This window comes from Phyllobacterium sp. SB3 (assembly GCF_040009165.1).
Lineage (GTDB): Bacteria > Pseudomonadota > Alphaproteobacteria > Rhizobiales > Rhizobiaceae > Phyllobacterium.
Genome location: NZ_JBDYKI010000011.1, coordinates 1 through 21,214, shown reverse-complemented (window position 1 = coordinate 21,214; position 21,214 = coordinate 1). Strand labels below are relative to the sequence as shown.

Sequence of the window (21,214 nt, the reverse complement as noted above, 5' to 3'; positions counted from 1 at the left end):
ACACCCGGTTTAGACTGCAGATTTTCCGCCTGCTGGAATTCGATCGACAACGTGTTTGAGGGACTGCTGCCACGCCGGAGCCCGCCAGCCAAAAATGTCAAAAAACCGGTCGGTCGACAGGCGTGAGTTTGAGGGACGGTTGGCCTTCGTTGGATACTCCGATGTCAGGATGTCCTTCACATCAGCAAATGGACCAAGCCCATCCGTACTGATTTTGAAGATTTCCCGCGCAAATGAACTCCAGTTGGTGCTGCCTGTCCCAACGAGATGATAGATACCGAAATCAACACCATCTGGGTCAGTGTGAAGTCGATCCGCCAAATGAAGGACAGCATCGGCTATATCGATTGCCGATGTGGGGTTTCCCCATTGATCCGCAACAACCGAAAGGGTGTCGCGGGTTTCGGCAAGACGCAACATTGTCTTGACGAAATTCGTGCCGAACGGGCTGTAGACCCATGCCGTGCGCAAAATGAGATGACGGGGATTTGCGTCCGCCACAGCCAATTCACCCTCAAGCTTCGTCTGCCCGTAAACGCTTCGTGGGCCAGTCGGGTCGCTTTCTACATAGGGCCTATCGCCTTCGCCACAAAAAACATAGTCAGTGGAAAGGTGGACAATCGGCGCATTCAAATTCGCCGCCGCTTGTGCGACAGCGGCGGCGCCGTCTGCATTGATTGCACGGGCGAGCGCGGGTTCGTCTTCGGCCTTATCGACGGCGGTATAAGCGGCTGCAGAAATGACAAGGTCAGGTTTAGCTGCGGAAATGGCGGCGAATACCGTTTCTGGTTGTGCAAGATCCAATTCCGGACGGCCAAGAGCAATAAGCTTTATCGAGGGATGCAGTGCTGCCCGCTCGATAAGACTGCGTGCAACCTGACCGTCGCGCCCGGTTACGACGATCCTCATACCGCTCCCTTTGCCGGTGCTACGCCAAGCCGTTCGCCGGCATAGCGCTCACCGCGAATTGGCTGCCACCACCAATCATTGTCGAGATACCATTGAATGGTGCGCTCCAGACCCGTTTCGAACGTCTCTGCCGGCTTCCAGCCAATCTCACATTCTATCTTGGTCGCATCGATGGCATAACGACGATCATGTCCTGGTCGGTCGGTGACAAACGTAATCAAATCCCGATATCGCGCATTGCCCTGTCGCGGCCGCTTCTTGTCGAGGATGTCACAAATCGTTTCAACTACACTGAGATTGGTTCGTTCTGCACGGCCTCCGATATTATAACTTTCACCGGGCTTGCCTTTTGTAACAACCAACTCCAGTGCCCGAGCATGATCCTCGACATAAAGCCAGTCGCGGATATTGGCTCCGGCGCCGTAGACGGGCAGGGGCTTGCCGTCCAGGGCGTTGAGGATCACCAGAGGGATAAGCTTTTCAGGGAAATGGAATGGGCCATAATTGTTTGAGCAGTTTGATAGAACCACGGGAAGGCCGTATGTTTCATGCCAGGCCCGGACCAGATGATCCGACGAGGCTTTCGACGCTGAGTACGGTGAAGAGGGCGCGTAAGGTGTTTCTTCGGTAAAGACGCCGCTGTCAAACGGCAGATCACCGAATACTTCATCCGTGGAAATATGATGGAAGCGGAAAGTCTCTTTTGCTGAATCGGGCAATTCATGCCAATAGGTCAGCGCTGCATTGAGCATACGAAACGTACCAATAATATTGGTTTCGATGAAGGCTGCCGGCCCGTCGATGGAGCGGTCGACATGGCTTTCGGCAGCAAGATGCATGACGGCATCGATCTTTTCATCGCGCAAAATGCCGAGGATTGTTGTATCATCGCAAATATCCGCCTGGACGAAGCTGTAGTTGGGATAATTCTCAATCTGACGCAGCGACGCCAGATTACCGGCATAGGTCAGCTTGTCGACATTGATGACGCGGTTTTGTGAATTGGCTGCAAGTTGCCTGCAAACCGCAGAGCCAATAAAACCGGCTCCGCCGGTAACAAGAATGTTCATGAAAGAGATTGCTCCTTAAGGAAAAATATCGGCGCCATCAAGCATAGGTGCGTTACGATCCTTATCCGATAATTGTATGGCCGCCTTTTCAAACGGCCATTGCACGCCGATTGATGGATCATCGAACCGCAAGGACCTGTCATGTTCGGGAGAATAATAATCCGTGACCTTGTAAACAACCTCGGTGTTTTCTTCCAAGGTCAAAAATCCATGTGCAAAACCTTTGGGTACCAGAATTTGGTTCCACTTTTTGGCCGAAACTTCAAGTGACAGCCATTTTTTGAATGTCGGAGAGCTTTTTTGTATGTCAACAACAACGTCCAGAATCGAACCTTTAACGACGCGTACAAGCTTGTCTTGAGCGCGTGGCGACAACTGGTAATGCAGGCCGCGCAACACGCCTTTAGCAGCCGACAATGAATGGTTGTCCTGGACGAACTGCAATGAGATGCCTGCGTCGGCAAAGCTTTGCGCATTATAGGTTTCAGAGAAAAAACCCCGATCATCGCCAAATTTGCGCGGCAGTATTTCGAGAACGCCATCAAGCGCGAGAGGCTTTACGTCAATCATAGTTTTCCCACTTCTTCAGCGCGGCGGCGCAGATAAACCGCGTATTCGGTTTTGCCCATAAGTGTTGCTCTTTCGAGAACCCGGTCGGCGTTGACCCATCCCCATTCCAAACCGATCTCCTCGGGGCAGGCAATCTTGATACCCTGCCGATGCTCGATCGTACGCACAAAGGAGGACGCCTCATGCAAACTGTCATGGGTACCGGTGTCGAGCCAGGCATATCCGCGGCCCAGTTGCTGGACGCGCAAATCGCCTCGTTCGAGATAAATGTTGTTGATGCTTGTAATCTCAAGCTCTCCCCGCTCGGACGGCTCGATGGATCTGGCGATATCGACGACTTCATTGTCGTAGAAGTAAAGTCCGGTAACCGCCCAGCTCGATTTCGGTTTTGTTGGCTTTTCCTCGATAGAGAGGGCTTTGCCCGTCGCTTTTTCAAACTCAACCACGCCATATCGCTGAGGATCTTCTACATGATAAGCAAAAACGGTTCCTCCCTTTTCTCCTGCCGATGCAATTTGGCAAAGCTTCGACAACCCATCACCAAAATAGATATTGTCTCCAAGAATCATAGCGACACTATCGTTGCCTATAAACTCGCGTCCAATGATGAAAGCTTCCGCCAATCCATTTGGCTGCGGCTGTTCGGCGTAGGAAAACGTCACGCCAAAATCTGTTCCATCACCTAGCAGCTTTTGAAATAACGGCAGATCATGTGGCGTTGAGATAATGAGAATTTCCCGGATTCCGGCAAGCATTAGTACACTTAGCGGATAATAGATCATGGGTTTGTCATAGATCGGCAACATTTGCTTGGAGACAGCGATTGTCAACGGATAAAGGCGCGTACCACTGCCGCCTGCCAGAATTATGCCCTTCATTCAATGCTTCCTTGTATAAGACATCAACACAATCGGCATTCGATTGTACTTTTATTCAGCCATTTGGCGGCAGGAGAAACACATGTCAATCTTTAGGGCCTATTTCGGTTTCCTTACAGAACACTATCTGCTAACTAACCCGGCCGCTGCAACCTAAGTGAAGATTCTGAAAAATGCCGCTTGATAATCGATCGGTCACAGCAATTATCGTAAGCTATAATCCTGATTTGGATGGCCTGAAAAGCTTGCTGGGAGCCGTGATTCCCCAAGTAGGGAAGCTGCTTATCATCGACAACGGCAGCAAGGACTCATTAAAATCTTGGCTGGCGGCCCTGTACCCTGCAGTCGATTTAGAAGACCTGGGGCAAAATTATGGAATAGCCAAAGCCCAGAATGTGGGTATCGCTAAAGCGAAAGTACATGGTGCGGGCTATGTGCTCCTGCTCGACCAAGATAGCATTCCTGCGCAGGACATGGTTTCAGCGCTTCTAAGTGCGGCCGAGGCGCAACTGGCGAAAGGTAATAGATTGGCGTGTGTGGGACCACGTTATGAGGACCCTCGGCAGAAAAATCCACCACCATTCATCAAAGTTACCGGGCTGCGCCTTGAGCGCCAAATCTGTGCGAGCGCAGATTCCATATTGGAAGTAGATTATCTTATCTCTTCGGGCTGCCTCATCCCGCTATCCACACTCGATAGTGTCGGGGGGATGCGGGAAGAGCTTTTCATTGATTATGTCGACATCGAATGGGGTTTGCGGGCAAAACAGATGGGCTACCAATCTTATGGTGTATGCAGTGCCCACATGAAGCATGATTTAGGGGATAATCCCAAACTTTTCCTCGGCAGGCACATACCCGTTCACAGCCCTTTGCGTCATTACTATCATTTCAGAAATGCGATTTGGCTTTATCGCCAGCAATGGCTGCGATTGAACTGGAAAATGGTTGATTTGGCCCGCTTAGCAAGGAAATTTGTTTTCTATAGTTTGATAACGGCCCCTCGCGCAGAACATGCAAGGATGATGACGCTTGGCATCTGGCACGGTTTGACAGGGAAAATGGGAAAGAAAATCAGTAATGGTTGAGAGCGCAAGTCCTGGTGCTGAAACCCACGAAATTACAATCGCTATTGTCGTGTTCAAGCCTGATCAGCAAACAGTCTTGAGAACCATTCAAAGTCTGCGGCAGGCGCTCCAATTTACTGATGCAAAAACAGCCAAAATATTTCTGATCGACAACACTCCAGATGGAGCCAACTATGACTGGTTATCGGAATCGCTGGCGGGTTTGCCATTCGAGATTATCCACGGGCAGGGGAATGTCGGGTTTGGTAGAGCAAACAATATCGTAGTTGATGTGGTTGGCAAATATCACCTTGTGCTGAATCCTGATGTTGAAATGGAACCGGATGCACTCGCAACTGCGCTTGCATTTATGGATGATCACAAGGATTGTGGACTGCTGACGCCACAAGCGTTTAATCCTGACGGATCCAGGCAATATCTCTGCAAAAGATATCCGAATGTATTCGACCTTCTACTTCGCGGATTTGCTCCGTGTGGCGTCAAGCAGCTATTCGCAACACGATTGGATCTCTATGAAATGCGCGATCAAATTGGTGATGTCGTTTTTTGGGACCCTCCAATAGCGAGTGGCTGCTTCATGTTTTTTCGTGGCGATGTTTTTAAAAAGCTAGGCGGTTTTGATCCTCGTTATTTTCTCTATTTTGAAGATTTTGATATATCGTTGCGAGCGGCAAAATTTGCCCGAATCGCTTATGTGCCGAAAGTTCGAATCGTTCACGAAGGTGGGAATGCATCGCGGAAGGGATGGTGGCACATTTGGCAACTTGCTCGCTCTGCAAGAGTGTTCTTTTGGGCTCATCTGTTAAAACTTAGTTAGCTGTTTGGTTGCGGAACGTCATTGGGATGAGGTAAGCTGGGCTATCGCGGATAATGCGTGGCGCTTTACCCCTGTTGGCGATGAGGTTTTGTGATGATGCAGATTCACCCGCAGGCGAGAACGACACCGGCGGTGCGAGCAGAGATTGCACGGTCCCCTGAGCCGACGAGCGTCCTCGCCAAGCGTTATGGCATCAGCGACGAAACAGTTCGCAAATGGCGCAAGCGTGGCGAACAGGCTTGTCAGGACCGATCAAGCAGGCCGACACGTCTGCCATGGCGGATGAGCGAGGAAGAGCGGGCGATCATCTGCGCAGTACGACGAGCAACGGGCTTCCCGCTTGATGACCTGACCTTCGTCCTTCGCCATTTCCTGCCGCATCTCAACCGCGACAACATTTATCGGGTGCTCAGATCTGAAGGCCTGAATCGGCGACCGGTGAAACAGAACCCGGCACCGGAAAAAGGCCAGGGACGCTTTAAAGATTATGGTCCTGGCTTCGTCCACATCGACGTCAAGCATCTGCCAAAGCTGCGCACCGCCGATGGCGAGGTGCGCAAACGATACCTGTATGTGGCTATAGACCGATGCTCGCGCTTCGTCTTCCTGGCTGTTTATAATGCGGAAAACGCCGCGAATGCCGTCGACTTTCTAATGAAAGCGAAGAAGGCGTTCCCATTCCGCATCACGCATATCCTGACAGACCGCGGATCCTGATTCGAGCGCAGACTTGATGTCTTGCGATCAGAATCAGGGAGCCGATCATGCGCCGACCTCAAACAAAACCCGACCAATTAGACCTGTTCGGTTCGACGGGAAGACCGTGTTCGTTGGAAACGCCGCGATGGCAGACCTTGCCGCGACCAGTACGTCGCGAGATCACCGAACTGATGGCACGGCTTCTGATGGAGCACGGAGCAAACTAAGCGTCTGGAACGCGAGAAGGACCCGGCGATATAAATCAAAGCGTGGAGAGCGATGATGTCTGAGAAGATCGAACGTCATCATCTGGAGCGCAAGGCGATCCTGTACTTGCGTCAGTCGTCGGTCCATCAGGTTCTGCACAACCGGGAAAGCAGCGCGTTGCAATATGCGATGCGGGACCGGCTTGGCCAGTTGGGCTGGTCGCAGATAGAGACCATCGATGATGATCTCGGTCGTTCGGCATCGGGCAACGCGGAGCGCGCCGGTTTTGACCGTATGGTTGCCGAGGTCTGTCTCGGCAAGGTCGGGGCCGTGGCAGCACGGGAAGTATCCCGCTTCGCCCGCAACAGTCGCGACTGGCAACAACTGATCGAGATGTGCCGGGTGGTGGATACCGTGCTGGTCGATCAGGAGCCGGTCTACGCACCGCGTCAGGGCAATGATCGTCTTCTGCTCGGGCTGAAGGGATCGCTGAATGAATACGAACTCGATCTTTTGCGGCAGCGTTCGCTGGCCGCGCGTTATGAGAAGGCCAAGCGAGGCGAACTCATTGTGTCCGCGCCCGTCGGGTTTGTGAAGGCTGGCGACCGATTGGAAAAGGATCCGGATCGGCGGGTGCAGGAAGCCGTCAACCTGGGAAGCGCCCGACAGGCATTGCTGTGGTTCCTCGAAAACGGACTTGATTTGCCCGCAAAGCAAAAGGACGGTCAGACCGTCTGGCGCAGGCCGTATTATCAGACAATCCACCGGATGATCACCAATCCGGCCTACGGCGGCGCTTACGCCTATGGTAAAACCCGAGCCATGACCGGGTATGATGGGCGCGGCATGCGACTGAAGAATGAGCACAAGGCGCGCAATGATTGGTTAGCGCTCAAACCGGGAACCCATGACGGATATGTGGACTGGGAGCGGGCCGAGGCGATACGCAAAATGGTGAGCAACAACGTGCCCACAAGCAAACACCATGGCGCTCCTAAGCATGGCAACGCTCTATTTGGCTGGCCTGGTGGGGTGCCGCCGCTGCGGCCGCAAGCTATCGGCCCGCTACTCGGGTGCAAAACACAACATACCGCGCTATTCCTGCTGTCGCGGTCAGCTCGACAATGGTGAACCGAAGTGCATTGCCTTTGGCGGGTTGCGTGTCGACGACGCCATCGAAGAAGTGCTGCTGCACGTCGTCGGGCCCGGCGCCATTGAAGCTGCGGTAGAAGCACATGCCCAAGCAGCCCTGCAACGCGACCAGGTTCGCGAGGCTTTGTGCCGCGACCTTGAGGCGGCCCGCTACGTAGCAGACCGCGCCTTTCGCCAATATGACGCCACCGATCCTGCAAACCGTCTGGTGGCCGCGGAGTTAGAGGCACGATAGTACCACGCTTTCAAAGCAGGCGAAGATCGAAGCCAGGATTGCAATCCATGACGCATGTGCTGTTCCAGGCCAGACTATCACGCCGGTATCCTTCGCTGGGCTGGCTGATGATCTGCAATCAGTCTGGAATGCGCCAACCACCGATGCACGCCTCAAGAAGCGTATCGTACGGATCCTCATTCGCGAGGTCATCGCTGACATCGATGCTGAGGCCGCGAATGGGGCGGGTGAGATCTTCCTGATCATCCATTGGATCGGTGGCGCCCATACGAGCCTTCACCTGCCACGTAGACGGCGCGGTCAACGTAACAGCACACCCGCCGAAACTGTCGAGGCCATCCGCCAACTCACAAGCATTGCCAATGACGACCTGATCGCAGGTATCCTGAACAGGAGCGGGCTGCGCACCGGCAACGGCAATCGTTGGACACGCGAGCGGGTTTGCTCGTTGCGCTCGCACCGAAAGATTCCGCCATTCCATGCGGCAACTGATGGCGTCGAACCATGGTTCAACCTGACAAAACATCCGCCCATCTCGACACAACACCAAAGACGCTTAGACTGGCGGCAATTGCAGGCGAGATCGAAGCGCTTCACCCGCTGCCGGACGGGCATGGTTCTTTAAGCCCTCGGATCTGGATGTACCAGCCGGCAAAGGCATCTCAAAAAGAACAAAAAACAGGCGCAAACGCCCCGCAGGATCACCTCACGAACAGAAAAACCTATTCCCTTCAACAACATGGACAGATGGATGTTATGAAACAGGATTGTAGTCACAATCAGAGCACACAGAACAATCCCTCAACGTGAGTAATATTCCAACAATTGCTTAGAAGGTCTCGTTCGTTTATGACGACCTTCAAGACCAATCGGATTAAAATATGTATGTCGAGCTTATCAGCGAAGCTAACAATGTCGCCTGAGACCATGCCGGCGAGGCCAAATGTTTTTAACAATGTCGATCCTTCAATAGATTGGGACGATTTGATTAAGAAATCCCAGTTTAATGATGTGGCGCTGGTATCAATTGTCATATGCGTGTATGGCGGAATGGATCTAACAGAACAGTGTTTGAATTCGCTCTATGCGAATGATGAATGCATTTCGTTTGAAATTATAGTTGTTAATAACGGCAGTGACCGTGATACCAAAGAAAGACTGGATTGGTGGGCAACCCAACACACTAATCTGAGCGTTATACATAACACAAAGAACCTCAATTTTGCGCTGGGATGTAATGTCGGTTTCTCGTTCAGTCGTGGCGCTTACGTTGTCTTTTTGAATAACGACACACAAGTTTGTCCGGGCTGGTTGGAGGCTCTTATTGCCCCCCTCGATGATCCATTTATAAAGGGGGCACAGCCGAAGCTACTGTATCCTGATGGGACTATACAAGGGGCAGGATTGGTATTCCAACAGCACTCTCCACTGGCCTATCCAATCTATGCCAATAAGGACGGCGATTATCCGCCAGCCAATAAATCTCGGATGTTTAAAGCTATAACAGCGGCTTGCATCGCAATCCGCACTCAGGATTTTGCAACTGCACGCGGCTTTGACACTGAATTTATTAACGGGCAAGAAGATGTAGATCTTTGTCTTCGGTTGGGTCAGGGGGCTGCATGTTACCAGTACGTTCCTCAGTCAGTCGTCATACATCACGAAGGCAAAACGGCCGGGAGAGGAAACAATGTCGAACGCAACAGAAAGATATTCTTAGCGCGGTGGGGAGAAACTGTCCTTGCTGATGATACGAAATATTATTCGGAAGATCGAATTGTCGCTTCCAATTATGAGCCTGACGTAAAGAAATGGGTGGACAAAGGTTATGCGAACTGGCTGCCCAAGTCATTTGATGCGCCTGTGCCAGATAAAATATTGGCGGCAATGCGCAGAGTTTTCTCAAATAGTACAACTGAATTTGATCCGGTAGTTGCTCAGCTATTGAATGAAATTAGTGACTTAAATATGCTGCTTCTCAAGGAGAAAAAAGAAGCAAGTAACAATAAAAAAAAGACGAATTCTGCTGTGGAAGCGGTATCATTACCAAGCACTGATAAGAGGATCGAGGAATTAAGACAGGCAAATCTCGCTCTACGACAATCCACCTCTTGGCGAATTACAAAGCCGCTTAGAGATTCTCATGCTTTGGCGGCGAGGCTCGTAAGATTTTGCAAGAAAATTAGGTACTGGGCTTCAACACCTGAACTTACGAGGGCACGCATACGCATTGTAATTAACAAGTTACGCAACCGCTGGGCAAAACCAATAACTTCAGGGGGGGGTGTTATATCTGAAGCGTCCGCAGTCTCTGTAGTAAAGGAGCATTATAAGAACCACCCAATTCAGCCAAATGTTTCGACTGTGATAATTATTCCAATTTATAACGCCGCTGATGAACTCAGGACATGTATCGATTCCGTTATACGGCATACACATCGATCCCTGAATCTGATCTTGATAAATGATTGTAGTCCGGACCCTGCGGTGGCGGAAGTTCTTTCCCTTTATCAGGATACAAAGGGTATTTCCATTATTCACAACAAGACCAACCTAGGTTTCACACGTACGATCAATAGGGGCATCGAAGAGGCTGGTACCGCTGATGTTGTCTTGCTGAATTCGGACACGATCGTCACTCCACATTGGCTGAGAAACTTAAAGCTGGCGGCCTATTCGGAAGATAAGATTGCGACAGCAACCCCTTTCTCAAACAACGCGGGTGCATTTTCCGCACCAGTGATCGGCAAGGAAAATTTTATTCCAAGTTCGATGAGTTTGGACGATTGCGCGCGACTTATCTCAAATCTGAGTGAACGGGCTTATCCAAAGGTTCCAACAGGACACGGATTTTGTATGTACGTTCGTCGTGATTGCCTTGATCAGATCGGTGAACTCGATTTCGAAGCCTTTCCACGAGGATATGGGGAAGAAAATGATCTTTGTATGAGAGCTGGACGGGCTGGATGGAAACATGTAGTCGACGACGCCACTCTTGTATATCATGTGCGATCAGCAAGCTTTGGTACTGAGAAGAACCAATTGATGATAACTGGGCGGGCCAAGCTTGACGAGCGCTATCCTGAGTACGACCAAGCAATACGGGTTTTCCATGGCAGTGCACTAAAAAGGGCTAGGGCTCGGGTCCAAGATGCCTTTAACACACCAACTGAATTACTACCCGTGCGCCCCAGAGTCCTTTTTGTCATTTCCACTGTTAGCGGGGGAACCCCACAGACTAACAAAGATCTGATGTCAGCCTTAAGTGATAGCTACGAACCTTTTTTGTTGCGATGTGATTCACGGGTAATAGAACTTTCTCAAATTACCGGAGAGGGTGTATTGTCACTTGAGACGATATCCCTCAAGAATAGGATGAGGCCGTTTCCTCACACCTCGGGTGAATATGACGAAATTGTCCGGAACTTGCTCATTCAAAAAAATATAGAGCTGGTCCACATCCGGCATATCGGGTGGCACGGTTTGGGGTTAGCCTCTGTTTGCCAAAGTTTGTCCATACCTACTATATTTTCATTCCACGATTTTTATACGATATGCCCCAACGTCAAGCTGCTAGATGAAAACTTGAAGCATTGTGCTGGAGTTTGCACAGGGACGCCTGGGCAATGTGATGCAGAACTTTGGGACCAAGATACCATTCCACCACTGAAGAATGAAGCTATTTTTGAGTGGCAAGATTCTATGAATAGAATGTTGGCAATGTGTGATGCGTATATTACAACCTCAAAAGGAGCACGGGATCAGATTGCCAATATTTATCCAGAAACTATGCAGAAGCCATTTTATGTGATTCCGCACGGAAGAGATCTGCAATTTCATGACTTGGCGCAGTGGCCAACCAGTAGAGATCCAAAGGTAAGAATTCTTATTCCAGGAAATATTGTCCCATCAAAAGGTTCCTATCTGATCGAAGCAATAAGGGACTTAGACGTTGAGAACTTGTTTGAGTTTCATATTCTCGGATATACCACTATTCCAAGAGGTCAAAATATTGTCCGGCACGGCCGTTATCGTCGAGAAGATTTTGTTGATAAGGTCAGTAAAATCAAACCTCATCTTGGCGCCATATTTTCGATCTGGCCGGAGACGTTTTGTCATACTCTTACGGAAATGTGGTCGTGTGGAATTCCTGTTGTTGCGCTTGATTTTGGTGCAGTTGGAGAGCGATTAAAAGACAGTGGCGCTGGCTGGACCTTTGATAGGCAAGATCCGGCTTACGTTTATCGTAGATTGCTAGAAATCGTCGATGACAGGAATGCGTATGTGGATAAGCACGACGCTGTGATAAACTGGCAGAATGATACCGGCCGAACGAATACAACTAAAGCCATGGCGAAACCCTACGATCAAGTATATCGCGCAGCCATGGCGGGTTCCCGGTTAACCAATGAGATTTTCAAGCTGTGATCCGTAGGCTCAGTGGACATGGTAATCCCGCCGATATGAAGCCTAAATTAGAATACAGCGAGTATTTTATGGACAGTCGGCCCGCGAGAAATAAAGCATTGCTGCATCTTCCTGGGAAACCAGCCCTCGAATTTATCCAAGGAAATAGGGTCTTGTACGTGGCCTTCGATGACGCCCTTTTCAGTTTCGAAGGTGGTGCTCAAAATTAGCTTACGAGAGACATTGCAAAGCGTTGTTGCGAATTCTTCAGGTTCTTCGAGGTGCTCGATTACCTGATTGCAGATCACCAGATCGAACTTGTCATCATTGATGAGCGGGCGAACCATTTCAGGAGCAAGTATTGAGTTTACAAACGTAGCCCCATCAACATCGGCCCATGCCTTGGCGGCTTGGGGGCTGGGATCGAATGCGAACCTTCTTTTGAAATCCGGCAACATCAACACCAACGGCGAACAATGACACCCGACATCAGCAACTGTCTCTTTTCTACGGGTATAGAAATTCGCAAAAAGAACTGCCATTAGATACATTCGGTCATTGCTTCGTTTCGACCAATATCCAGCTTCGTCGTCCTTGGGCGGGCGCGTTCCTGCTATTGGCAGATTTGATATGTCATTCCCACCTTTGCTATCGAGTTGGATATTGCCTAAGGCGCGTAGCGTATCGATATTCATGTCCTTCAATGCGTTCAGCAATTTCCTTTCTGACCAAATAACACTGCATGAGTTAAGGGCTGCGAACTTCCAATATGGCTGCCGTAAATTCCGACGAAGAATTCTTGTTCATTCCAACGCACTCAAACGGTCGGCTGAAAAGTAACTAGTCTTATGCTATTCGTGCTGCAGGCTGCGCCGGCCGCGAAGTTCTCTTTAATTGCAAAGCAGGATTCTCGACCACGATCCTGCAAAGAGTCGCGAGCGCTAGCACCACAGGCGTCGCCAACATTATCACACCGTATGGTCCGATTTCCTTCCCGAACAGCTGGACTATACATTGTTGGACAGGAAAAGCGAACAGATAAACGCCATAGCTAATATCTGCCTTAAAAGGTGCTACAATTTTTACGGGGCAAAACGCAGCGTAGTACACAAGGTAGGGCAAAGTGATAAAAAAAATTGTTTGAGACAGAGGAAGGTAGGGACAAGCTATTAGCAGAACTCCTGCCACGCAGGCGATGTCGCCACGTATTGGGACTGCCTTGCCTTTTGAAGAAAAAGTAGCGCCGAGAAAAAAGAAGTACCCCAGGTTCAGAAGGCTATAAATTTGGACGGCTTTTATTACGTGAAATCCTCTATCGCTCTGAGAAAGTCCGTAAAATCCAGAAATAACAAACGCCAGAAATATGCCAATGGCCATACACGACATAGCAATTCGTCCGCTTATGCGAAATATCATCATGCAGGTAAGGAGAAAATACATAGAAGCTTCTAATGGAAGCGTCCAAAGCGAGCCATTGACGCTAGTGAACCGCAAGTCGGAAAAAACGCCTGGCAGTTTTGGGGAGAACTGAAACACAAGGATATTCGAGAAATGCCGCCATGTTGTAGCGTGTGAAAAATACTGTTCTATGGACAGTGTCGTGAACAGCAGCCCAACAATGAACACGTCAAACACGACAACCGCGGCAAGCCCGGGGACGACGCGCAGAATTCTGGCAGTCACGAATTCCGATACAGTCCTTCTTTGCGCCGATATTCCCACCAAATAGCCGCTTATAAAAAAGAAGCACAGAACCGCAATCCCGCCCCCCGTTATAAATCGAAAGTACGTAGCGACTGGGTCCGCAACACTGGTTAAGGCAAAGCTGTGAGAAACCAACACCAGCAGTGCCGCAGCCAAGCGAAGCACATCAAAGTTATTGTCTTTCATCGTCTCGAAATTTCTTGCCCATCAGAACACCCACTTTCAATTTTAGGTCTCGTTTATCGAATCATAGACAATGGAATTCCACATTTTGAATGGGGTAAGCGAGGGGAACCAAAGCGATAGGCGACGCGCGCCATCAGGTGGCGGTTCAACCACCCTTATGCCTTGATAATGTTCTCCCCCTGAATACCCATCCGCGCGAACACATTCCGGGTATCAATTATGATTTTTGCCTCCTGAGAGATCAGCCTGTAATCAACATTGTCATGATCTGTCGCTATCAGAATTAGATCTACTTTTTGTAATGTCTCCTTATCCAAAGACACAGACGTTTTAGCAGCAAGATCCGCATGTTCTCTTGTTATTGGGATTATTGGAAAATATGAGTCGTGGTACTCCACTATTGCGCCGCGAGATTCCAATAATTCGAATAATTTCAATGAAGGGCTCTCTCGCAGATCATCAATGTTCTTCTTGTATGAGAGACCAATGATGAGGACGGTCGATGACGAAAGACTCTTGCCTGCACGCTTATCTAATGCGTCAGCGACGCGATTTACTACGTGATACGGCATTCTTGTGTTGATCTCACCGGCTAGCTCTATGAACCGAGTGGAAATATCGAATTCTCTTGCTTTCCACGTAAGGTAAAATGGATCAATTGGTATGCAGTGCCCACCAAGCCCTGGCCCTGGATAGAATGGCATAAACCCAAATGGTTTGGTTTTTGCAGCCTCGATTACCTCCCAGACGTCTATCCCCATTGCGTCGTAGATTAACTTCAGCTCGTTCACGAGAGCGATATTGACGGCGCGGAAAATATTCTCGGTAAGTTTGACTGCTTCTGCGGTAGAAGTTGAGGAGACCGGAACGGTCTTTACAATCAGCTGTTCATAAAGACTATTTGCTAGTTTTAGCGCGTCGGGGCCATCTCCTCCAACAACCTTCGGTATCGCAGCGGTATCGAAAAATTGGTTACCTGGATCCTCACGTTCAGGGGAAAAGGCGAGATAGAAATCAACGCCGCTGCGGAGACCTGACGTTTCTAGGATAGGGCGGAGAACTTCGTCTGTGGTTCTGGGATAGGTCGTTGACTCCAAAACAACCAGCTGATCAGCGCGGAGGTGCGAGGCAATCGTCTTTGCAGTTTCCTCGATATAAGTCATGTCAGGCTCGCGATGGCGGGTCAGGGGAGTAGGTACGCAAATGATGATCGCGTCGGGCTCTGACAGTCGCGTCAAGTCACTCGTTGCAGTGAACGTTTTATTGGCAATTGCCCCAGCGATTTCATGAAGCGGGATGTGCTTGATGACACTTTCTCCACTATTGATACGTCTGACCCATTCCTGATTGATGTCGAAGCCGAGAACCGTAAAACCTTTCTTTGCAGCTGTGAGCGCCAGCGGCAACCCGACATAACCGAGACCTACGATGCCTATTATGGCTGAGCGTCCTTCAAAACGTTGTAGAAGTGAAGTCATGCGCTCTGTTTCTAAATTACTCACTGTTTCCTCGTGTTCTTTATTCGGTTTTTTGGGAGATTAGCATTTGGTGAATTAGCGCGTTATGGCTGGGTGTGCTCGCGTAGACACGCCCTGCATGTGGTACACCTTGCTAAACGGAGTATACAAAATGCGTTGTTTCAGGGATGAGCGCAAAGACTGGCAGAGTATCCAATCAGACCTAAAATGAGGACCATTTCCTGAATCCAATGGCCCCAAAGCGTCCAATGAGGCTCGTTTGATGAGCGTGCAAAACAATGGAGCATAGCTAAGCTCTATCTCTTGTTGGAAGGGCTTTGCCGTCACAGAGAGCAAATTGTCATGGTGCACCGATACGTTGATGTCCGTTTCATGAATAGGCATGGTATGGGGCGCATGAGCCTGAGCGATTTTGTGCTGACGCAACAACGTCTGTCGTGGCACCGACATTCCGACGTCGGAGGACGCGCCAAGCGTATACACAAGTTCGTCCAGCCACGCCGGCGTTACAATGGTGTCATTGTTTAGGATAAGAACATCGTCGGTATTTTCAGGCAATAAGGCCAAGCCGCGATTCACAGCGTAGGTAAACCCAGATTGTTCATCAAACGGTATCCACGACACCGCATCCATTTTCCCAACAAAATCATCAATGCGCTCCCGTGTTCTAGCTGAGGAACCGTTATCAACGATAGTTATCTGGTAATCCCTGTTAGTGTGTTCTCGTATGCTATGAAGGCACTGTTCGAGATCGGACGAAGCTTCGTAATTAGGGATGACAATCTGGATCCTGTTTGCAGATATGGACTTCAAAGTTTTTGCTCGAGTCTGAATCGTCAGCTTGCTCAGTCCGAACAGGTAATGTCCTTCGCCAACTTCATCAAATATTTGCGTACTCCAAGAAGACCTCTCTCGCAGACTGAACTGAAGTGCGAGCATATTGTCCTCCCTGGAATTTTCAAGGGATACGCTGGTCACGTCACGTCGCTGAAAATAGTGGCTCAATATGCATGGGATACAATCCGGGCTTTCCACCTCAGTAATTCTTAGAAATAGGTCCCAGTCGACGTAACGACTCAGCGATTCGTTAAAGACCCCCACGTCTTCGAAAAGGTTTTTTTCATGCACACACGAAATCATCGAAATGATATTTGTATTCTCAAGCAAACTTCTGTTGAACGGCGCATATAGGACGCCTCTTAGTTTTTGACCGAGACGGGTAGCATTATCGAAACCCTCCCAAATCATTTGGGCAGAGTAGACCATACGCTTATTGTTTTCCTTGAGATGGCCAATACTTACCAGAAGAAAGTCAGGGTCCCACGCGTCGTCATCATCAAGGTAGGCAACCAAATTACCGCGGGAGTGTTTAATGCCCGTATTTCTGGTGGCAGCGTTCCCTTGATATTGTTCGTGGCGGACGTAAACGATGCGGGAATCACCGTATGAAGAAATTACAGTCTCCAACTCGTCAGAGCCTCCATCGTCTACAACGACAAGTTCCCAGTTACTATATGACTGCAACAGCACTGAATTGATCGCATCCATGATGAGATGGGCACGATTTCTAGTGGGCATGATAACGCTAATGAGATCATCGAATTTACCCATGTATCTTTCTGAAAGACGCCTTTTCTCGAAATCCATCATTGCAATAATGCGAAGATCGTTCTCGCTAAGATCAGCTCTAATTAAGCGCGGACGCATGAAAGACAGCCGATTGAACTCATCTAACGTGCAATAATCTTTATGAAGCTTCTGCTTTCCTGTGCTAAATGCTTGGAGATATCGTGTGGGCGGAACACGATTAAAGATGGGTGAAGTGACAACAGAATAATGGCCAAGGTTGTCGTTGTTGGAGGGGTACTTTGCTCCCTCCAAAAATAGCGGGGAAGTTACAAATTTACCGGATTCTCTGTTCTGCAAATAGTGCTTCAGAGGATTTCCCGCCGTTACGCTGTTGAGATAATTGTCAGCATACCATTTCGAATCAAACAGCGGATGGGGAGGCAATGCTTGCTGATATCCAACCGTCAGATAGTGAATAAGCGGATTTGTATCCCCAATCTTATTCTGAGAAGCATACCAATGCGTGCAGAACAAAGGATTTGGATTCCGACCTTCCTTCGCACCATAATTTAGAAAGTGATCAAGTGCGTCTTTACCGCTTTCTCTGACGTCAGGATTCACTCGGTTATACCAATTCTTGTCAAAAAGACCGGACTCATCAAGGAAAATATAGTCTGCGCTGCGTCTAGCTGCGGTTTGGGGCGGATCCGCTTGTCGGTGTCCAGGGCCGATGGAAGTTGGTTTTGCTTCTGCAGCTATCGTTGTTATAATGGCAATTTTATCCGAACTTTTGCTGCTTGCGCTTACCTTCGGTCCTCCCTTGCTGATTAGCGTCCTCGCTAGAGGAATCCGTTGAGTAACGTCTTTCGTTTTGGTTACAAGTCGCCATGTACGTGAATTAATGAGACGTTGATGTGTATCGTTGAGCGCGCGCAAAGCATTGGAATTCTGCTGTAGCCGTTCGTTCAACTCTTTGGTTATTTTTTTCTTGCTAGCTTCAAGTTCAGCAAGCCGTTCGTTTAGTTTTCTCGTAATATCAGCAACTTCTTGATCGCGCTGAAGCGTGAACGCCTCATTTGAGAGTCGACTGTCGCGTAATACTTGTAGCGTGCTAAGGCCTAGTTCAATGCGGTCATTGTTAAGAGCCCTAATCTTTTCCTTTTGTTCAGAAAGGGTTTTCAAAGTACCGGCATGAACAATTTTCCGCTCTTTCAGTTCTAATTGTCGAGTAATTGCATGTCCCAAGTGCCCATAGAACTGACGTGTCGTCCCCGCCTCGTCGTTGGATTGGTTTAGGAGCGCTTTAAGCTTCCTGGGAAGATCTTTCCCTACTCCAAGTATACCTAGGCCATGGCCATGATAAAATGAAAATGACGGATGGCGAGCTGTCAGCTCTGACCACAATTTGAAAACGCCAAAGCCCCTTTCTCTGACATTGATGTCGTGGAATAAAACAACGGCGCGATCAGACAACTTAGGTCGCCAACTATCAAAATCATGTTTCGCATCATCGTAAAAATGTCGTCCATCGATGTGTAGCAAATCAACGCTAGAGTCTTCGAAGTAGCTGAGGGCTTCGTCGAATGTGGAACGTATCAAGCGAGAAAAATTCGAATACCTAGTGGTGTTGTGCTGTTTTACTAAATTAAAAACAGATTCATCGTAGGTCCCGCCATGCTCGTCGCCTTTCCAAGTGTCAACTGCGTAGCATTTTGTATCGAATCCAAGTTTTTCAACGGCTTGGCAAAACGCAAAGTATGAAAATCCGCGATAGGTGCCAAGTTCCACAATTGCGTTCGGCTTTAAGCACTCAGTCAGCCAAAATGCAAAGGGACCATGCTCCAACCAAGCTGAAGGCTCTACGTATTCTGGATCCCAAAACGAACTCTCTGAAAGAAACGTTGTTGATGCCATTTTTTTCCTCAGGCTCTGCTCATCCCAAATTGCAATTTCTTAATTGTTGCGAGCGGTAGGTCTTCGCACGTGCTAGCGCTGCCGACAGGAATAGGCGTCCCCAATCGCTCGACTTCTATAGAGGTCTTACGGTTTCTCTTTTCAGCAGGGTTTAAACGCCCTTGAACGGCTGCGGTTCAAAAATACAGCCACTCTGGCTTACAAGCCCCTTTGCGCACGGCTACGATTGACGTGCTACCTACCAACAAATTCAGCATTGTCCAGCGGTATTTACGAATTTGAAACACACGAATGTTTCAATTGTTACAACGCGTCATAAAGGCCACACTCGTATGGACTACCCGGGCATCCAGCCGAATCAGGCCGGATTTGGTCCAGCATATCCGCATCGAGTTCTCGGGCGTGAATCTACTCTTGGCTCACCGCCTAATCATGTGGCACCAAAGTCAGCTTCGTTTTGTTTGGCTACTGTCACAAGAGCAGGAGTTTGATCGATGGGATGGTTGGCAGGCATGCGGACCTCGTCGTTCTGAGCGCCGCGGATACAAGAGCATCGGCTTTTCAAGTGTATCCATATCCGGTGGCTTTGAAGAAGTTCCTGCATTCTATTGGGTCAAACAAGGTGCAATATCACCGATGGCTCTCCAAAGGTCACCGATTGTTCCGACAGCTTTTGCTCGCAGCTGGGCCGTGAGTTTGGACGAGGCCATTTCGATTGACTCCAATATCGTTGAGCGCGCGATCAGACCCCAAACGATCAAGGAAGAACAGTCTATTCGCTGGCAGCGAGGGCGGTGGACGGACCTAGCATTACAGTTGCGGATTTCTCTAAATTCTGAATCCATAGGTCTCCATGATTCGGAGGTCATGGATGACGGGTGCATCAATCGAGACGACGCTGGAGCTTCAGCGGCATGTATGGACGGCCTCCGCGTGGCATGTATGGACGGCCTCCGCGTGGCAAGGGCTTTTCGGCGTTTCTGACAATTAGTCGGGTGCAGGCATGTATACGGCCTTTGATTGCGGCGCGTTCATGCCGCTGGCCCTGATGTAGTCCGCTGATCGGATCCCAGACAGGTCAACGCGCTTTTAAGCGGCACCCACTGATCGGGTTTGTCCGATCCCGGCTCGACCGTTCGCCATCACCATCAGCACCTCACCAATTCTGATCCTCTGTAATCTTTCAAAGGGCGGCGGTAGCTTCAAAGCGCCTGCCCGTCGTCATCAACGCCCAGACGATCCGCGCCATCTTGTTCGCCAAAGCAACGGCGACGACGTTGTACGGCTTCTTCACCAGAAGCTCGGCGGCCCAACGCGTCGGTGCAGTTTTAGCCTTGCGGCTGAAACGGAGTACCGCATGCGCCCCGACGACGAGAAGCCGGCGGAGATAGGGATCGCCTTGTTTGCTGATCCTTCCAAGACGGTCCTTGCCACCTGATGAGTTCTGCCGCGGCACCAGGCCTATCCAGGCCGCCATTTGTCGGCCGGATTTGAAGAGCGACGCGTCTGTCACTGTCGCGGCGAGTGCGCTGGCAGTGATCGGGCCAATTCCAGGGATCGTCTCAAGGCGTCGGCTCAGCTCGTTCGAGCGATGCCATGCATGGATCTGGCGATCCATCTCGCTGACCTTCTCGTGCACCTCCCGCAACTGCCCGATCAGCGGAAGAAGTGCGGACCGCGCAAGCGACGGGATGAGATCGTGATCCCCGTCTTCGATCAACGCGATCAGCATTCCGACGCCGGCAATCCCCTGTTGCGTCACGATGCCAAACTCCGCCAAGTGGCCGCGCAAGGCGTTCACCAGCATTGTCCGCTGTCGGATCAAAAGCTCGCGGACCCGATGCAGCATCAACACACTCTGTTGCTCCTCGCTCTTCACCTGAACGAAGCCCATCGTCGGCCGCGTCACCGCCTCGCAGATCGCCTCGGCATCCGTAGCGTCATTCTTCTGCCGCTTCACGTATGGTTTGACGTAAGACGCGGCATTAGCCGAACTTCGTGACCCAGCGCCCTAAGAACCCGAGCCCAGTGATGTCCAGTCGCGCAAGCCTCTATTCCGATCAGGCATGACGGCAACGCCTTAAAGAATCCAACGACATCGTCGCGGCGCAACTTGCGGCGGCTCACGGTCGCGCCGGCACCATTGATCCCGTGAACTTGAAATACATGCTTGGCGATATCCAGACCAATTGTGGTAATCTTCTTGACCTGCTCCCCTTTGTGTCCGCATTTATAAGTTAGCTCTGTTCTGGTTTTGACGTGCTCCCCGTCTTTAGGCCACCCGGAGCTGGAATTTTCCGGGGTTAAGGCTCATGCCGGCAGTGGAGCCGA

15 protein-coding genes and 2 pseudogenes are annotated in these 21,214 nt (G+C 50.0%); 7 read left to right on the top strand and 10 right to left on the bottom strand.

Going from position 1 to position 21,214, the window contains the following annotated elements:
* Positions 1–9: 9 nt before the first annotated feature.
* Genes rfbD through rfbA form a run of 4 tightly spaced genes read right to left on the bottom strand, consistent with a single transcriptional unit; the run spans position 10 to position 3,427 of the window.
* On the bottom strand, positions 10–909 hold the full coding sequence (gene rfbD / locus ABKW30_RS26450) for a dTDP-4-dehydrorhamnose reductase (protein ID WP_348601945.1): 900 nt from the start codon (positions 907–909) through the stop codon (positions 10–12).
* Positions 906–1,979 (bottom strand): dTDP-glucose 4,6-dehydratase, encoded by a 1,074-nt coding sequence (gene rfbB / locus ABKW30_RS26445; protein WP_348601944.1) that lies wholly within the window; start codon positions 1,977–1,979, stop codon positions 906–908. The genes rfbD and rfbB overlap by 4 nt, the downstream gene beginning before the upstream one ends.
* Positions 1,980–1,994: 15 nt before the next feature.
* Positions 1,995–2,549 (bottom strand): dTDP-4-dehydrorhamnose 3,5-epimerase, encoded by a 555-nt coding sequence (gene rfbC / locus ABKW30_RS26440; protein ID WP_348601943.1) that lies wholly within the window; start codon positions 2,547–2,549, stop codon positions 1,995–1,997.
* Positions 2,546–3,427: a glucose-1-phosphate thymidylyltransferase RfbA gene (rfbA, locus tag ABKW30_RS26435; protein WP_348601942.1), complete on the bottom strand. Its 882-nt coding sequence runs from the start codon at positions 3,425–3,427 to the stop codon at positions 2,546–2,548. The genes rfbC and rfbA overlap by 4 nt, the downstream gene beginning before the upstream one ends.
* Before the next feature lie 173 nt (positions 3,428–3,600).
* On the opposite strand from rfbA, the gene ABKW30_RS26430 reads away from it, so the two are divergent.
* From ABKW30_RS26430 to ABKW30_RS26410, 5 genes and pseudogenes are all read left to right on the top strand, one after another.
* The gene (locus tag ABKW30_RS26430; protein WP_348601941.1) at positions 3,601–4,515 is read left to right on the top strand and encodes a glycosyltransferase family 2 protein; all 915 of its coding nucleotides are present in this window, start codon (positions 3,601–3,603) and stop codon (positions 4,513–4,515) included.
* Positions 4,508–5,332 carry a glycosyltransferase family 2 protein gene (locus tag ABKW30_RS26425; RefSeq protein ID WP_348601940.1) on the top strand — a complete coding sequence of 275 codons (825 nt, stop codon included), beginning with the start codon at positions 4,508–4,510 and terminating at the stop codon, positions 5,330–5,332. The genes ABKW30_RS26430 and ABKW30_RS26425 overlap by 8 nt, the downstream gene beginning before the upstream one ends.
* Positions 5,333–5,425: 93 nt before the next feature.
* Positions 5,426–6,046: pseudogene (locus tag ABKW30_RS26420) on the top strand (DDE-type integrase/transposase/recombinase); the annotation flags it as partial.
* A 264-nt stretch (positions 6,047–6,310) separates the two neighbouring features.
* Positions 6,311–7,369 (top strand): recombinase family protein, encoded by a 1,059-nt coding sequence (locus ABKW30_RS26415; RefSeq protein ID WP_348601939.1) that lies wholly within the window; start codon positions 6,311–6,313, stop codon positions 7,367–7,369.
* Positions 7,266–7,625 (top strand): hypothetical protein, encoded by a 360-nt coding sequence (locus tag ABKW30_RS26410; RefSeq protein WP_348601938.1) that lies wholly within the window; start codon positions 7,266–7,268, stop codon positions 7,623–7,625. The genes ABKW30_RS26415 and ABKW30_RS26410 overlap by 104 nt, the downstream gene beginning before the upstream one ends.
* A gap of 118 nt (positions 7,626–7,743) precedes the next feature.
* Here ABKW30_RS26410 and ABKW30_RS26405 read toward each other — a convergent pair whose 3' ends face one another.
* A complete protein-coding gene (locus ABKW30_RS26405; protein WP_348601937.1) occupies positions 7,744–8,085 on the bottom strand; it encodes a hypothetical protein in 342 nt (113 codons plus the stop codon).
* 44 nt (positions 8,086–8,129) lie between these two features.
* On the opposite strand from ABKW30_RS26405, the gene ABKW30_RS26400 reads away from it, so the two are divergent.
* Positions 8,130–8,435 carry a hypothetical protein gene (locus ABKW30_RS26400; protein WP_348601936.1) on the top strand — a complete coding sequence of 102 codons (306 nt, stop codon included), beginning with the start codon at positions 8,130–8,132 and terminating at the stop codon, positions 8,433–8,435.
* 102 nt (positions 8,436–8,537) lie between these two features.
* On the top strand, positions 8,538–12,053 hold the full coding sequence (locus tag ABKW30_RS26395; protein WP_348601935.1) for a glycosyltransferase: 3,516 nt from the start codon (positions 8,538–8,540) through the stop codon (positions 12,051–12,053).
* A gap of 47 nt (positions 12,054–12,100) precedes the next feature.
* Here the strand turns inward: ABKW30_RS26395 and ABKW30_RS26390 are convergent, their stop codons facing one another.
* The 5 genes and pseudogenes from ABKW30_RS26390 to ABKW30_RS26370 form a co-directional block, all read right to left on the bottom strand.
* Entirely contained in the window at positions 12,101–12,727 is a 627-nt protein-coding gene (locus ABKW30_RS26390; protein WP_348601934.1) for a methyltransferase domain-containing protein, read from the bottom strand.
* Positions 12,728–12,878: 151 nt separating this feature from the next.
* Positions 12,879–13,922, bottom strand: coding sequence for an acyltransferase (locus ABKW30_RS26385; protein WP_348601933.1), 1,044 nt, complete (start codon positions 13,920–13,922; stop codon positions 12,879–12,881).
* Positions 13,923–14,077: 155 nt separating this feature from the next.
* Entirely contained in the window at positions 14,078–15,400 is a 1,323-nt protein-coding gene (locus ABKW30_RS26380; RefSeq protein WP_348602057.1) for a nucleotide sugar dehydrogenase, read from the bottom strand.
* Positions 15,401–15,475: 75 nt separating this feature from the next.
* Positions 15,476–18,883 (bottom strand): glycosyltransferase, encoded by a 3,408-nt coding sequence (locus ABKW30_RS26375; protein ID WP_348601932.1) that lies wholly within the window; start codon positions 18,881–18,883, stop codon positions 15,476–15,478.
* A 1,183-nt stretch (positions 18,884–20,066) separates the two neighbouring features.
* A pseudogene (locus tag ABKW30_RS26370) lies at positions 20,067–21,082 on the bottom strand (IS110 family transposase).
* Between the last annotated feature and the right edge of the window lie 132 nt (positions 21,083–21,214).